At 58.7% G+C, this 16421-nt stretch carries 10 protein-coding genes and 1 pseudogene; 9 read left to right on the forward strand and 2 right to left on the reverse strand.

The genetic code is table 11. The features are described from left to right. Positions 1-106: 106 nt before the first annotated feature. The 8 genes and pseudogenes from KZJ38_RS31625 to KZJ38_RS31660 all read left to right on the forward strand — a co-directional run bounded on the left by KZJ38_RS31625 (position 107) and on the right by KZJ38_RS31660 (position 7426). Positions 107-931 carry an alpha/beta hydrolase gene (locus KZJ38_RS31625; RefSeq protein ID WP_246641857.1) on the forward strand — a complete coding sequence of 275 codons (825 nt, stop codon included), beginning with the start codon at positions 107-109 and terminating at the stop codon, positions 929-931. Between the two features lie 181 nt (positions 932-1112). Next, on the forward strand, positions 1113-1733 hold the full coding sequence (locus KZJ38_RS31630; protein ID WP_246642088.1) for a LemA family protein: 621 nt from the start codon (positions 1113-1115) through the stop codon (positions 1731-1733). Beyond that, positions 1730-2587: a TPM domain-containing protein gene (locus KZJ38_RS31635; protein WP_219800991.1), complete on the forward strand. Its 858-nt coding sequence runs from the start codon at positions 1730-1732 to the stop codon at positions 2585-2587. The genes KZJ38_RS31630 and KZJ38_RS31635 overlap by 4 nt, the downstream gene beginning before the upstream one ends. 2 nt (positions 2588-2589) lie before the next feature. After that, on the forward strand, positions 2590-3087 hold the full coding sequence (locus KZJ38_RS31640) for a TPM domain-containing protein (protein ID WP_219800992.1): 498 nt from the start codon (positions 2590-2592) through the stop codon (positions 3085-3087). A gap of 227 nt (positions 3088-3314) precedes the next feature. Continuing rightward, a pseudogene (locus KZJ38_RS31645) lies at positions 3315-4333 on the forward strand (IS110 family RNA-guided transposase). A gap of 279 nt (positions 4334-4612) precedes the next feature. Further along, positions 4613-5629: an IS110 family RNA-guided transposase gene (locus tag KZJ38_RS31650; protein ID WP_219796170.1), complete on the forward strand. Its 1017-nt coding sequence runs from the start codon at positions 4613-4615 to the stop codon at positions 5627-5629. 564 nt (positions 5630-6193) lie between these two features. Next, positions 6194-6589 carry a VWA domain-containing protein gene (locus KZJ38_RS31655; RefSeq protein ID WP_246641858.1) on the forward strand — a complete coding sequence of 132 codons (396 nt, stop codon included), beginning with the start codon at positions 6194-6196 and terminating at the stop codon, positions 6587-6589. Between the two features lie 273 nt (positions 6590-6862). Then, positions 6863-7426: an aldo/keto reductase gene (locus tag KZJ38_RS31660; RefSeq protein ID WP_246642090.1), complete on the forward strand. Its 564-nt coding sequence runs from the start codon at positions 6863-6865 to the stop codon at positions 7424-7426. 136 nt (positions 7427-7562) lie between these two features. On the opposite strand, the gene KZJ38_RS31665 is transcribed toward KZJ38_RS31660, so the two are convergent. After that, a complete protein-coding gene (locus KZJ38_RS31665; protein WP_219800995.1) occupies positions 7563-8471 on the reverse strand; it encodes an alpha/beta fold hydrolase in 909 nt (302 codons plus the stop codon). A 979-nt stretch (positions 8472-9450) separates the two neighbouring features. On the opposite strand from KZJ38_RS31665, the gene KZJ38_RS31670 reads away from it, so the two are divergent. Next, positions 9451-10401 (forward strand): universal stress protein, encoded by a 951-nt coding sequence (locus tag KZJ38_RS31670; protein WP_246641859.1) that lies wholly within the window; start codon positions 9451-9453, stop codon positions 10399-10401. Between the two features lie 893 nt (positions 10402-11294). Here the strand turns inward: KZJ38_RS31670 and KZJ38_RS31675 are convergent. After that, positions 11295-16418, reverse strand: a complete 5124-nt coding sequence (locus KZJ38_RS31675; RefSeq protein WP_219800996.1) for a trifunctional serine/threonine-protein kinase/ATP-binding protein/sensor histidine kinase — start codon at positions 16416-16418, stop codon at positions 11295-11297. Between the last annotated feature and the right edge of the window lie 3 nt (positions 16419-16421).

Raw genomic sequence — 16421 nt, forward strand, 5'->3', positions numbered from 1 at the left:
GCATATTGGCCGGCCTGTCGTTATGATGAAACGGGCAGGTCGCATTCACGGCCCGGCTTGATCGCGTGTCGGCCGGGCAGGGGCATGATGAGTTGAATTGACGGCAATGAAACGCATTGGGTTGGTACTGATCGCCATCGTCGGATGTCTTGCCCCGTTTGCAGGGGTTGCCATGCTGCAAGATCGTTTGCTGTATTTTCCGGAGCAAGCCGCCGTCGCGGATGTCGTTTCCGACGGACTTCGGGCGTGGCCGGCACCTGAGACGTTTCGAGGGCTGGTGGCCGAGCCGCCCGGCGCAGCGCGCGGTACGGCCGTCGTTTTTCACGGCAATGCGGGACATGCCGGCCACCGTTCGTACTACGCCGCGGCACTGACACGGCTAGGACTGCGCGTGATTCTCGCCGAGTATCCGGGTTACGGGCCGCGCGACGGCGACCCCGGCGAACAACGCCTGAACGCCGATGCCGAACAAACCATCGCGCTTGCGCACCGCCAGTACGGTTCGCCGCTGCTGGTGATCGGTGAATCGCTCGGGGCGGCCGTGGCAGCTTCAGCCGCGTCTCGCGAGCGCGACATGATCACGGGTTTGCTGCTCGTCACGCCATGGGATCGCCTTGAGAACGTCGCTGCGTATCACTATCCATGGTTGCCTGTGAAGTGGCTGCTGCGTGACCAATACCTCAGCGCAACTTACCTGGGCTCGTTTGACCGTCCTGTGCTGGTCGTGATCGCGGAGCATGACAGGATCGTCCCGGCACGCTTTGGTGAAGCGCTCTACCACGCGGTGTCGGATCCAAAACGGCTGATCGTATTGAAAGAGGCCGGACACAATGACTGGATCAACTATGTCGACGACAGCTGGTGGCGCGACGCGATTGGCTTTCTGTTGGATCCTTCCGTTTGGTCTGGACCGGACAAGGACGATCGATAGTCCGTAACCCGGCTTGCCAGTCTTCGGTAGAACCTTGATTACATTGCGCGGTCAATGCCATTACCGGATGCTGTCATCCGTAACGGGCAACTTGCGCTGCCCATTGACCACTGCATCAAGGCAGCACATGCGAAGGAGCAAACCGATGCGCGGCTTGTCGATCATCGCTGTCGAAGCCCCGATGCGCGTGATGGGAAGATTGATCCTGCTGCTGGCGACGCTCGCCGTCGCCGGATGCGGCTACAACACCATCCAGAGCGAGGACGAGCAGGTCAAGGCGGGCTGGTCTGAAGTACTTAACCAATATCAGCGCCGTGCCGACCTTGTGCCTAACCTTGTGAATACGGTCAAGGGTTACGCCAACCAGGAAAAAGAGGTTCTGACACGCGTCACCGAGGCGAGGGCGCAGGTGGGGTCCGTTCGGGTGAGTCCCGAGACGCCGTCCGATCCGCAGGCATTTGCTCAATTCGAAGCGGCGCAAGGCCAGCTCACCTCGTCGCTGTCTCGACTACTGGTTGTATCGGAGAACTATCCGCAACTGAAGTCCGATGCGAATTTCAGGGATTTGCAGGCACAGCTGGAAGGAACCGAGAACCGGATAACGGTCGCGCGTACCCGTTATATCCAGGCTGTTCAGCAGTACAACTCCACGGTCCGGTCGTTTCCGAATAATTTGACGGCAAAGATTTTCGGCTATTCGGAGAAGCCGAATTTTTCCGTTGCTAACGAAACGGAAATCGCGCGACCGCCGCGTGTCGATTTTGGCGCTGCGCCAGCGGCCTCCGGTGGGGGCAGCAATTGAAGATCTTCCGCACGGTCTTTGCGCTTGTCTGCCTGGTCCTGGCTTTTGTCGCCGTTGACGCGTACGCCGACGCGTCGATACCGCCGCTGACGGCGCGAGTCGTCGACGAAACGGGGACTCTTTCGCCCGAACAGCGATCAGCGCTTGAAGCGACGCTGAAAGATTTCGAGTCGCGCAAAGGCGCCCAGATTTCACTGTTGATGGTGCCCACGACGCAACCGGAAACCATCGAGCAATACTCAATGCGTGTGGTCGAGCAATGGAAGCTTGGCCGGAAGCGGGTGGATGACGGCGCCATGCTGATCGTGGCGAAAAATGACCGCGCGCTGCGAATCGAAGTCGGATATGGCCTTGAAGGCGCGCTTAACGATGCGACCAGCAACCGGATCATCCACGACACGATCGTGCCCAGGTTCAAGCAGGGCGACTTCTACGGGGGCGTCAAGGCAGGGCTCGATAGCATGATGAGCGTGGTGAACGGCGAGCCGCTCCCGCCGCCGTCTCGCCGTACGGGCGAAACCGACGGCGTCACGGGTCTGCTGCCGGCGTTGCTTGTGATAGCGGTTGTCGCGGGCGGTGTACTACGCGCGATGTTCGGGCGCCTGCCCGGCGCCGTGTTGACTGGTGGTGTGGTCGGCGTGATTGCATGGCTGTTCTCCGGCGCTGTCGTCCTTGCCATCATTGCAGGTGCGATAGCGTTGGCGTTCACGCTGGCAGGCAGTGGCATTGGGGCATTCGCGGGCGGCCGATACCTGGGCGGAGGTTCAGGCGGATTGGGCGGCCGTTCGAGTCGCGACATTTTCCGCGGCGGTGGAGGCGGGTTCGGCGGCGGCGGTGCGTCGGGCAGGTGGTAGCGATGGACCTGATGCGCATCTTCCGACATCTTCTGATGACACGCTGGCGGGTGAGAAAAGCGTTCTCGGTGCGCGTGTTATCGACTATTGATAGCGCGATTCGGGAAAGCCATCGTAGCCACGCCGGTCAAGTCAGATTCGTCGTGGAAGGTGCACTGGACAGTTCGGATCTGTTCGACGGACTAACTGCTCGCGAGCGGGCCATCGACGTGTTTTCCCAGCTCAGGGTCTGGGACACCGAGGACAACAACGGAATTCTGATCTATCTGCTACTCGCTGACCGGGACGTGGAAATCGTCGCGGACCGCGGTATCAACGCACGGGTATCGGGCGATGAATGGGAAGCGGTCTGCCGGATGATGGAAGCCGAGTTTCGGCGAGGAAAGTATCAGCCTGGAGCCATACGAGGCATCGAGCAGGTCTCGGCGTTGCTGAAAACGCATTTTCCGACGCGCACGCCGCCACGAGAGGATTTACCGAGTTTTCCGGTGGTGATGTAAGCGTGGTGTTGGAGATGGGGACGCGTTGGGTTGCGGGTTTGGTCATAGGCGGGTTTTTGCAGGTGTTTGGTAATTTGACATAAGATAAATTATCGATAAAAAGCGTGTAACGGCCATTTAGATGGAATGGTCGCCTCCCGCCTTAACGGTCCGTCCGGCGCCGCAGTCCCGCGGCCAGCGCGTGCGACATTGCTGGTTCGGCAGTCCTGCCGCCAAGGAGAATCCAGATGGAACCGACGACCATTGCGATCGACCTGGCCAAGCGCGTTTTCCAGATTCACTATGTCGAGCCTGAGACCGGTGCGATTCACAGCAAGGTCCTCAAACGCGCCCAGCTCGTGCCGTTCTTCGCCAACCGGCCTGCGAGTCGTGTCGTCATGGAAGCCTGCGGCAGCGCGCATCACTGGGCCCGGGTGCTGGCGCGGCTGGGCCACGACGTGCGGCTCATCGCAGCCCAGTTCGTGCGTCCGTTCGTGAAGTCGAACAAGAATGATGCAGCCGACGCAGCGGCGATCTGGGAAGCGGCCCAGCGTCCTGGCATGCGGTTCGTTGCCGTCAAGACCGAAGACCAGCAGGCCATGCTCGCGCTGCATCGCATACGCCAGCAACTGGTCCGGATCGCGTCATGCAGATCAATCAGCTTCGCGGGTTGCTCTATGAGTTCGGCGTCGTGTTGCCGCAAGGCCGCCGGGCATCGATCGAGGCGGCCAAGGCCGCGCTGGCCTCGCTAGCCGAACAGTTACCAGCCATGCTGGCAGACAGCCTGCAGGATCAGGTTTCCCGGCTTCGAACGCTTGACGAGCAGATCACACGGATCGAGCAGCGCATTCTCGAATGGCGTCGCAACGATGATGCATGCAGACGCATCTCCGAAATCCCTGGCGTGGGTGTACTTACCGCGACAGCCGCCGTATCCGTCATCGGACAGGCAAAGGCGTTCCGCTCGGGGCGGGAATTCGCCGCCTATCTGGGCCTTGTGCCACGACAGAACGGCTCGGGCGGCAAGGTAAAGCTCGGTGGCATCAGCAAACGCGGCGACGTGTATCTGCGCACGCTGCTGATCCACGGCGCGAGATCGGTCATCTCGAGCTCGAAGCATTTGCCAGAGCGGTTGAAACAGATGCTGTCCCGGCGTCCAACGAACGTCGTTGCTGTTGCACTCGCAAACAAGATGGCGCGAACAATCTGGGCGCTGCTGGCCCATGGCCGAACGTATGAAACAGCACCGTCGCACAGTCACGCATGAAGGCCTTTAACCCATCCTCGGTTGCACAGGCGTATTGAACGATGGCAAGACAGGTTGGACCGCGCAAAGGCAAGCCTGAGACATTTCTCGGACTTCGAGTCCGTTATTTAGATTAGGACCTTTGCGGCGAAATCCATCGGGGCCGGCGGGCATGCCCGCGATCGAGTCCGGATATAGTGGAATGGCCTCGTCCCACCTCCGGTGAGTCAGTGAAATGACCTCCATCGAAGTGCATGGCAGTATGAACACTCCCTGACCCACCAATGAGCGGAGGCCGTCATGAGCGTCGCGTTGCTGAGCATCGATCTGGCCAAGAACACCTTCCAGCTGTACGGCGTTGACCAGAGCGGCCACCCCGTATTGAGCCGGCGTGTCACCCGCAACAAGCTCCTGGAAGCCGTCGTTTGTTTGCCGCCCTGTCGCATTGTGATGGAAGCGTGTGGTGGAGCGCATCACTGGGCTCGGCGGTTCTCCGCAATGGGGCATCAGGTTCACATCATCGCCCCGCGATTCGTCAAGCCGTTCGTCAAATCCCAGAAGAACGACCGCAACGACGCGGAGGCGATTGTTGAAGCCGCATCTCGTCCGACCATGCGTTACGTCGCTATCAACAGCGTTGAGCAGCAAGACATCCAGTCGATGCACCGCATCCGTAGTTTGCTCATGAGAGACCGCATCGCACAGATCAATCAGATTCGAGGCTTGCTGGCTGAATACGGCGTAGTTATTGCGCAAACGCCTCTAAAAGTCCGGATACAACTCCCAACGATTATCGATGACGAGCGCAACGAGCTGACAGCACTGACGCGAACAATGATGCGCGACATGTACGAGCGCCTTGCACTGCTCGACAGGCAGATCGCACGGTATGACGAGCTCATCCAGCAAGTGCACAAGGCATCGCCCACAAGCCAGCGACTGGAGAAGATCCGTGGTGTTGGACCGATGATCGCGACCGGCGTAATCGCCGCGGCCGGAAGCGCTTCCGAGTTCACAAACGGCCGGCAGTTTGCGGCCTGGCTTGGCTTGACGCCACGGCAGCACTCCTCGGGAGGCAAAGATCGTCTGTTCGGCATTACAAAGCGCGGTAACGGATACCTGCGAATGCTATTGGTACATGGCGCCCGATCGGTTGTTCAGCAAGCCGTGAGGCACACGGACAAACTCTCCCGATGGATACTCGAGGTTCAGGCGCGACGCGGAACAAATGTCGCCGTCGTAGCACTCGCGAACAAGATTGCCAGAACGATCTGGGTGGTGCTTGCACGCGGTCAGGAGTATGCACCGCCGGTATGAGCGCGATCCCGATCACATCGTGGTCGTAGCTTCATCTCTTCATTGGTTGCACAAGTGATCTGATTCAATGGCAAACAGGTCGGACCGTCGACGACAGAACCTGCGCGGACTTAGGGCTTTCGAAGCCGTGGATATATGAAGGCGTCGTCGGGCGAAATCCATTGGGGCCAGGCACAACCCTGCCATCAACAGGCCGAATGTATATATGCAATCCAGCATCTGTTCGCTGTAGACCAGATCATTTGGCAAACGGGACGAGGCCATGTATAAGTCCGCAACCACCCTCCTCGCCACTCACAAAAATGCCTTGCAAATGGGAGGCGACCATATAAGTAATGTCTGGTTTGGGCCAGTTAGAAATGTCCGGTTCGGGGCTCCGCGAGGCGCATGCTGTGGCGCGCGTACACGACGGAGTCTGTGATGAACGCGCGGATTGCTCGCTGAGGTCTCTCGCATAGTGCTTCGTAGCAAATGCGTGGACGAACACCGCGCGCCCCACAGTCGACGCAGGAACGCATCGCGGTCCATGGATTTTCATCGAATGGGCGTAAGGAGTTGCGGTATGTGCGTTTCAAGGAATTCGGCGCGCGATACGACGACGAACAGAGAGAACGGCTCGAAACCGTGCGCCCGGCCTGGTCGACCCGTTTCGGCGCTGCCCTACGTCACGCCGGCGAATGCATCGCGCAAGAAGACCGCTCGTTAAAGTTCATTATTCTGGTTACAGACGGTGAGCCGTTCGACATCGACGTGTTCGATTCGCGCTATCTGATCGAAGACGCCCGTCATGCCGTGCGTACGCTGGCCGCGCGTGGAATACGGGCTCGCTGTATCGGCGTCGAATCTGGCGAACACACAGCAATCAGAAAAATTTTCGGTCCCGCGAATGCAGTAACCGTCGTACGGAGTTCACGGCTTAAAGACACGCTATCGAAGATGCTCGAAGAGCTGGCAGCGTAGCGGTCAACCTGGTCGGACGATGAGCCGGTGGTTTGTCACCCGGCATGACGAGAGCTTGCAAGGTGTTGGAATGGTTCGCATGCGGCGGTGGCCTGAATCGCTGCAATGGTGACGCTCAAGGCATGCAAGTAACATCTGAATTGCCTCGAATTCAAGTTCAACTCATTCCAAAAGTCTGTGTTAAGTTTTTGTCCTTCATCGCGGTATCCGCACTACTTTTGACACGAGGGACTAACATGAAAACCGCTTCATCACGGACGATTCAGATTGGTCGTGCGTGCGCTCGGACGCCCCGACTACATCTACCAGCAGGTTGAACTTAGTCTGCGCAACCTTAAGGTTGAGGCGTTAGACCTTTGGCAGCTTCACGACGTCGATGCAAACGTACCGATCGAAGAAACACTCGGTGCAGCGGCGCGGCTGCAAGAACAAGGCAAGATCAAGGATATCGGGCTGAGCAATGTGACGTTGGAGCAGATCGAGCGCGCACGCAAGGTGGTCGAAATCGTCAGCGTGCAGCACATGTTCAACATCGCACATCGTCAACAGCAGCCGATCGTGGAATATTGCGAGACGCATAACCTTGCCTTCCTGCCTTACTTCCCGCTCGGTGGGGCCTGGCTGCCGATGCCGGACGAGGCGCTTGCACGGGCCGCGGCACGTCACAACGTAACGAGTGTGCAGCTCTGCATCGCCTGGCTTTTGCAATATAGTCCAGCGATCCTGCCTATTCCGGGTACGTCGTCGATCAAACACCTCGAAGAAAATATGCAGGCAGCAGAGCTGGTATTGACGCCCGAAGAATGGACTGCCGTTGAGCGGGATATCGCCGCGTAGCGCAACGTCGAGCCGCGCCCGGAATTGGGCGCGGTGCATATGCGGTCCGGGACCTCGCTGTTGCAAAAGCCGCTGCGGGGTGCGGCAGTCATGATTTATCGCGTGCCCGTGTCAGACAACGGTTCGCGATCGCGGCTCAGGTCACTGTCGATCGGAACTGTTGCAGCAGCAATGTCGCGATCGCGGATGGATCTTCATCCATCAGCCAATGCGTACGCCCCGCCAGTTGTACGAACGTGTACGGCCCGGTACAGAAAGGCGCGGTGGCGGCGGCGGCGACCTTGCCGAGGTAGGCGTCCGCGGAACCCCAGATATAGGTGGTCGGCACGGAAATGCTGCCAAGCGTCACATTGAGGTTGTCGGCACGATAGTAGTTCAAGGCAGCCGTCAGCACACCGGGTTCCTGCATCTTCTGCACATATGTCATGTAGTTGGGCACTACGCCGTTAAACGAAGCGATCATATTCGCTGCGCCGTTGGCGAGCAGGAAGTTTTCGCCGGCCGGCGCCGGCTGCGTGAATATCTGAATGTACGACGACATTGCCTGCTGTGATGCATCCGTCGCTAACGCGTACGTGAAGGCATCCTGGTGAGGCGTCGACAGGATCGATAGCGATTTCAGGGCGCTGGGGTAGTTCCTGGCGAGTACCCAGGCCACGGACCCTCCGCGATCGTGCCCAACCAGATGGAAGCGGGATGCGCCGAGCGCCTGCGCAAAGCCGAGGACATCGGAAACGAGATTTGCCGGCGAATAGTCGCTGACATCGGTCGGCCGCGCGTTGGGCGAATAACCACGCTGATCGACGGCGACCGCATGATAGCCGGCCGCACCGAGTTGAAGAATAATCGGAATCCAGGACTCCTTGAATTCCGGAAAACCCGGTAGACATATCACGAGCTCACCGCTACCTGGGCCTGCCGACAACGCGTCGAACTGAAAATTGCCTACCGTTAGGCCGATCGACTGCAATGTATTGCTCTGTGCGGCGGCCGGTCCGGCCGCCGCGAACGACGTTGCTGCCATCAGAAGTCCGGTTTGGACCATGAAGTCTCGTCTGCTTCCCATAGGATGTCCTTATGCGATGGAATGATAGGTCGTAGCGCGAAAGCCCGCCATGCGCGACGCTCTTGGAACGCGACCCTATTGCCGGGCCTCGCATAAGACACTTTGGAGTGTGAACGTATTCCTTGATTTGTTTTTCAGCCAGCAGAAAACGCGCATCGTAACCTTTTAATTTCTAATTTATAGGTTATTTCGATTGTCGAACGGGTTCAGGCCGAAAACAGTAGGTATTGCACTCATCGCCTACCTCGCGTCATTCCACCAAGCCGACCGCGAGCGGCAGTCGATACGATTTTTGGATCGATGGATTGATAGCGTGCCACATTGTGCCCCAATGCGTGGCATCCGCCATCGACTGAACGCTGATCAATTCAGATATTCCCGCCTGGACAGTGATGACTGATAGGAACAGGTAATTTCGCCGGCGAGGATCGGCATAAGCGGAGGGATGCGGGATGATCAGGAGCGTCGCGCGACGCTAGGCTCATCCAGAAGAGGTCAACAAAGATCGTCACATCTGCTGTCACCAGGCTCTTTTCCAGACGTATTCCGGATGCCTATCGATTTTTCAATATCGACATTCCTGTAAAAAATGTTCGTCAGTGCTGTCATAACTTCGCCTGCACTCCGACCAAGCACCGCTTCGCCATCACAAGCCCTAGGCCGGTAAGCGATCAAAGCCCGCTCCAGACCCACGGGCTTAAGCGCATTGCATTTATCGGCACCCGCGCGAAGCAACTTGCTGCTCCAAATCTCTTTCTATCAGGGGACATATGAAAACCAAGCTCGCCATAGCCTTGGCCGTCGCCACTATGCTTTCGGCATGCGGCGGCGACAACCATATTACTTAATATTAGTTAATATTACTGATAATCAGAATATTATCTTTCTGAAAGTCACCTATGACCGATTATCAGCATCACTTCGTATTTGGACTCCTGGTGACACGATGGAGCCAATCTTGAATCTCACCTCTTCAGGCGAGATAACATCGACGCTGCCGCGCAGGGTGTTGATCGCCGTCGATCCCTCCGCGGCATCGCGACAGGCCATCCTCTACGCGAGGAACATCCTTCCAGACGACGCGGAGGTTCGGCTCGTCAGCGTAGCCGAAAATCCGCGCTCGATTCTTCCGCTTGGCCGGTATGCCGGTCCGTTGCTGGATCTGGCTCGAGAGGAGCTGTTGCACGATGCCGCCGAAACACTTTATGACGCGAAGCAATGCATCGCCGACCGCAACTTCAAAATTGCTACGGAAATAATCGACCTGTCAAAACATGGCGGCGACGTCGTCAGTGCATTGATCGACGCGGCTCTTGCATGCAGCGCCGAGTTGCTCATTGTCGGCACCCGTCAACATCACGGGTTACAACGCTGGATCGAGGGTGCCGTGTCGGAGCCGCTGTCGAGGCAGCTGCAATGTCCCACGCTGATCGTTCCCGAGATTTGCAGCACACCGATCGACCGATTACCGGAACGCATTCTCTTCGCGGTTGACGGCAGCCCTCAGTCGGTGAGCGCCTTACGGTATGGCGTACGATTTGCGACCCACGAGACCAGTCTGCGGTCCGTCTACGTGATCGACGACGCCATACGGCCAGGCGACGTCCTCCCCGATATGCTCGAGGCCGCACTTACCGATGAGGGCAGGCGTGCACTCGCGGCTGCCCATAGCGTTTTCCCCGGTGTATCGGGTCAGCCGACCTCGGCCCTCATCAGGACAGGCCGAAACGACGATGACGTTGCGTACGCAATCGTACGCGAAGCGAACAGCTGGCACGCACAACTCGTCGTGATGGGTACGCATGGCAGACGCGGCGTGGCACGCTGGATACTCGGCAGCGTCGCGGCGCGGGTTGCGCGTATTACACGGACCCCGCTCCTGCTCGTTCACCAGAACGCGTCCGGGTGAGGTCCCGATAGCTTGCGCGAAGCGTCGCATATCCGCGCCGTTGGCGCTGAGGTGTCGGCAAATGGCCGGCGAGACTGACGGGAATCCTGTCAGGGGACGACGTGATCGCATACACGGAGAACCGCATAATGGAACGCAAGTTTGAACGCCTTGCCAATCACATCGTCATAGTAGGGTATCGGTCGCTCGGGGCAGCGCATTGCATCAAAGCCACGATGTGCGCGCTTGGCACTTGCATGGGTGCATGGCTCTTTGCATACCCCTGGCTGCGGCATTCTCCCTGGTCGGTTCGATACTTCAGGTATTTCGAATTGTTCGCCGACTGTTGAACAACAGTCAACCAGTGAGTCCGATGTTGAATGCACCGGGACGGCCACTAAAGACTTGGGCAAATTCGTCGTTAAGCCGACTTCTAGCGCTTAACACTATAGGAGTTCAGCATGCGCATTGCGGGTTCCGAATACTTCAAGACGATGGCTATGGCTGAGAAGATTGACGCGCAGACCAATCAGTCTCGTTCGGGGGGCACACCCACAACTGATCCTCTGTTGGACTCGGGATCGAGTGACCCGTTGCTCAATGCAGGATCTGGCAACCCGCTTCCCGGCCTCAGCAATTCGAACAGCGGTCGTACGGCAAAACATCCGGGGCATGCACACCCGTCGTCCGGCAGACCAAACAGCGACGAGCGGCCCCAAAACAACTCGGCCGAATCGACAGTTGACTCGTCAGGTTCCCCGCGCCGCGGTAGCCGAATTCATGAGATAGTGTAAAAGGCCGTTACGTGCACGGCACGTATACCGAGACGGCTTACTTAGCCGTTAGCCGCCTCGGAGATGTGGCCATTCTCGCTTGTCGCCAAAACAGACACCATCGGCGAGACCCTCTTCCGATCAGCTCGCGGCTGCAATCGTGAACTGAAAGCGCGTACCATGCGGCGAATTCAACGCGACCGTCAGTTCTCCGCCATGCGCGTCGATGATCGACCTGCAGATTGACAGCCCCATGCCCAAGCCGGTGTCCTTCGTAGTCACAAACGGTTCAAAAATCTTTCCCAGAACGGCCTGACTGATGCCGGGCCCTGTATCAATCACGGAAACGATAATTCGACCATTGACGCTCAACTCCGTCGATAACTGGAGGTGACGCGACTCCAATGGCGACTCGGACATCGCCTCAATCGCATTGACCACGAGATTCAGTACGACCTGCTGCAACTGGACGCGGTCGCCATAGGCGATCTGTTCGCCCGCCACGCACCGATCATCGAGATCTACTTCGTGATGCGAAATCTCCCGGTGCAGAAGTTGCAACACCTCCCGAATCGATTGATTGAGGTCGAACCGCTTCATTTCGGGCGGCGACTTCTTCGCAAGCGAAAGCAGCCCACGGACAATCGTTGCCGCGCGCGTCGTATCGGCGGTCACCCGATTCAGTGCCGCACAAGCTTCGCCAACCTCCGGCTCATCACGGCTTAACCAGCGCAGCGCGGCATTTGCACTCGTATTCACCGAAGTCAGTGGCTGGTTGATTTCATGCACGATCGAAGCAACGAGCTCCCCCATCGTCGTGAGCCGTGCCACGCGAGCAAGTTCGTCCTGCGTCGTTCGCAGACGCTCGGCGACCTGTTCGCGCGTCGCACTTTCCTGGACCAGTTTTGCATACAACCGTGCGTTTTCGAGCGAGATAGCCGCATGGGTGGAAAGTACACAGAGGACGGAACTGCGCTTAGCCGTGAAGGCACCCGCCACCAGATTATTCTCGACATACAGCAAGCCCACCAGCCGCGACTGGTTGAGCAGCGGCAGACACAACACCGAACGTGGTCGTACCGAACTTACATATGCGTCGCCTGACCACTCGCGATTTTCCCGCGCGTCATGCAGCACCAGCATTTCCCCAGTTCGCATCACAGAGCGCACGAGCGCGAGCGGCAGATCCATTGAACACGCCGCCCCGGATCTCATCTGAACGTCGATAGATTCGCCGTACACCCTCGCTTCAGCCTCCATCTGCAATACGTCGGCATGCATTGTCACAAGTACGCAGCGTTGACCTCCGGCATGTTCGAGGGTACACCTCATCAATGTCTCAACGAGACGCTCCAGTACGATTTCGCGTGACAACGCACGGGTTGCTGTGATGACTGCGCCGACATCGAGCTGGTTGACGACGCTGGAAAGGACTTCCGGTTCGTCCGGTAATGAGAGATCGGGAGAAGCTGCGTCCAGCTCGCCCACTTTTGCATCCGCGCCCCACGCCGCGTAGGCGCGCCGCGCATTGCGCAAGTAAGCACGCGCGCTTGTCGTCGAACCGAGATCCGCGTGGAACTGTGCAGCCAGCTCGCTCGCAAGCGCTTCGTCGTTGAGGAAGCCCTCCTCGCGCGCCCGGCCGATGGCTTCTTCATAGAGGCGTATTGCGTCCGGCACACGTTGTTCGATTCGCGCGACTTCAGCGGCGACGAGCGTAGCGCCGTCGCGGAAATTATTAGGCGAATGGTGTGCCCAGATATCCAGCTTCTGCTGCTGAAACCGGAGCATCTCAAAGTGCCGCGCCCGCGTCCTTCCTACGGCCGACCGGCAAGCCGCAGCATACACAAGCGCACTGAACAGCACAAATATTGCCGTTTCGTAATGTCCGGTCGACGACCAGAGCAATCGCGACGCACGCGCCTCCGCATCAACCGCTGCAACGAGATTGCCGAAAATAAGATGCGCCTGCATCCGGTGCGTCCAGTGCGAAAATACCGAGATCGGCCGGTTCGTGTTCCGGCCTGCCTCGTTGTCCGTCCACCAGGCTTCGTTCTTTGGCGCCCCACGGAGCGTATCGATGTACGTGACCTGCGCGCGGATTGCATCGATGACCAGATCGAACTTTGTACTGCGTGCATAGGCGAGCGATTCGTAAGCCAACTGCTGCGTTTCCGCAAGCGGCGCGCCGTAGGCTAGCATCGGCGAGATCAGGTTGCGGCGACAGTACGCGGCGAACGTCAGATCGCCGGCTTGCATCGCCTCAACGAACGCACGCTGAAGATATGGAAGCGCATCGCGTACCGGACGCGTCCACGATTGCGTCACGCCGAAGAGCATGTGCACGCGCGCCTTGTAACGATCGAAACCGCGCGTATCGACGAGATGCATTGCAAGTTCGCAGAATGCGTAACAAGTCTCGTAGTCGCCGTAGTGCCGGAAAACTTCACTTGCGCAGATATAGCCGTAACACGATGCGTCTGTCACACCGTGTTCAATGCTGACGTGGACCATATGCAGCGCGATCATGTGCGGAAGGTTCGCGGCTGTGAACAACGCAGGCGGAATCAGATCGGCGAGTACCTGTAACACCCCCCGCCATATCGGGTCCTGCATTTCCGGCTGATTCCTGCAGGCGTCGACGCTGCAATCGCGCAGACGTGCGACCAGACGCGCATATTCCGCCTGAAGCTCCGTTTCGCTGGGGCGCGCAGGCATGTTAATTCCAGCCTCGCGAAGGTATTGCAACCCAACTTTTACGGCGAGATCTGAACGATCGCGTGCCGTAAAGACCGCTGCGCGAAGACGCGTGATCTCCGCGCCGAAGGGCAGATCCACATTCTGCCCGGCAAGCGCCGCCAAGCGTGCCTCTGCTTCGTCCATCCGACCCGAGATGAACTCACACTCGGCGAGATGAAACGCGGCCGTTTGCAACTTCGGTTTATCGCCGTCCCCCGCTAAGGCCGCCACCGCAAAGCGCAGATAACCGAGCGCTTCGGCATAAGCCATGGCGCCCTTTGCCTGAAGGCCAGCCTCGAGATTGAGCGCGCCGACTTTCGCGCGCTCCTCGGGCAGATCGATCAGGTGAATCGCACGGTTCAGGTGGTTGACAACCTCATACACCATACTCGAACTGCCCGGGCCAGCCTCGGCCGTCACGGCGGCAAGTCGCCGGCCGATCTGAAGATGAATCCTGGCGCGTTCGTTGCCGTCGGAGAACGTGCCATATGTCGTCTCGAGGATACGATCGTGTGCGAATGCATACGCGTTCTCGAATCGTTGCACAAGCCTTGCGCCGACCGCGGCACTCAACCTGTCGTGGACGATCTTCACCTCTACGTTTGCAGCGAGCGCGATGGTGTTCGCAGTCGCGCTGCCCCCAAGGCATGAGAAGACGTGCATCAGCTCCCGGGTCTCGACTGGGAGCGACTCGATGCGCCGCAGCAGCAGGTCGACAACGTTGTTTGTATATCCTTTTGCTGCAATGCGTGTCGCGTCCCAGGCAACGCTGCCATCGCCGCGAAATCTGATGAGACCTTCTTGCGCCAGCGCGCTGATGAACTGGTTGGTGAAGAACGGGTTGCCGCCTGTTTTTTCAATAACCACGCGCGCGAGCGGAAGAATGCGGTCGACATGCTCGTGGAGCAGATCCGACAGCAATGCCGCCACATCGTCCAGGGTCAGCGGCTGCAAGGAGATGAGTTCGACGCTTTTGTCATGAGCGAGCGCATATAGAGGATCCGATGTAGCGACCTCGTCAACCCGCAAGCTCCCGATGATCAGGAGATGGGGAATTGGCGCCTGTTTCGCGATGTATTCGAGTACAGACAAGGTTCCGTCGTCACTCCATTGAAGATCGTCAATGAACAGCACAACGGGACGCGCGGCGCACGCGAACGCACCGAGCAGCTTCGCCACTGCGCGCAGAAAGCGATTTATTTCTGCCTCTCGTGGCAAACGGGGCAAGGACGGCTGATTGCCGACGATGCGTTCCAACACCGGCACTAGCGGAAACAATGCGCGTGCCTCACTGCCCAGGGCAGCCTGTAGGCGGGCACGCCAGGATTCGAAGCCGGCATTGCTCTCGCCTAACAATGGCCGCACAAGATTGTCCAGCACTTGCGAGAGGCTTCCGTACGGCACCCTATGCGTCGCAGGCTCACATTTGGATGCCGCCGACCAGCACAGATCCGCACCTGGTCTCGAGAGTTGCTCGTTGGCGAGCGACGATTTGCCGGAACCCGCAGTGCCCGATACGAACACGCACCGCGCGGCGCCCTGCTTCGCTTTCTGGAAAGCGCTGTCGAGTCGTTTGACGTTGCCTTGCTGACCGTAGAGCCGGGCAGAGTGAGCGAGACGATCCGCGATGTCGTGCAGGTTAAGCGGAAATGTCTCGAGCGGACCGCTTCGGCGACCCATTCGCCGACACCTCTCGAGGTCTGCGCGCAGACTTGCTGCCGACTGATACCGCTCGCCAGGCGCTTTCTCGAGCAGCTTCATGACGATGGCGTTGATCTGCTCCGGCACCGAAGGCCGACGGGATAGCACTGAACGCGGACGCTTCGCGGTATGCGCGTGAGCCCACCCCATCGGGTCTTTTGCTGCAAATGGCGGGCTCCCGGTCAACAATTCGTAGAACACGCAGCCGAGCGCGTAGAGATCAGCGCGGACATCGACGCACTGATGGGGCATGCCCATTTGCTCCGGAGACAGATAGGCAAACGCAGCTGCATCGGACACGGTCTGCTCATCGTCAGCCATCGCGTCACCGACGACCCACTGCGCAAAGCTAAAGCCCGTTAGCCACGCATGGAAGCGCCCTGAACCAGCCGGGCCCGACACACTATTTTTGAAACCAACTAGCAAGCTATCCGGGCTAATCCTCAGATGGATCAATCCGCTTGCATGCATTTGCGCCACCGCATCCACGACGGAAATGGACAGCGGCAAAAATTGCTCAAGTGGCGAAGGTCTGCCGCACAAGTGTCTTAGCGGTTGACCAACAGGGTCTTTCAAAGATGGGGATGGCTTTTCTTCGCGGCCGTCTCGTGACCGCGATATCGCGGCCCATTTGTGATCGAGACGGGACCGTAGCGCGCATTCGCGTTCGGTAGTTTGGTCTTGGACGGCCCGACTGTCGCCGGCGTCGGCCACAGCAACAAGCGTACCCTCTCTTTCGGGTCCCTGACTTTCATCAACCTTTCTTGAAAAGGGCTCGGCGCCGTTACGGCGCGCAGGTCGCTTGTCAGTCTTGTGGGGACCGGCCATCGG

Source organism: Paraburkholderia edwinii, from assembly GCF_019428685.1.
In the GTDB taxonomy this organism is placed as follows: Bacteria; Pseudomonadota; Gammaproteobacteria; order Burkholderiales; family Burkholderiaceae; genus Paraburkholderia; species Paraburkholderia edwinii.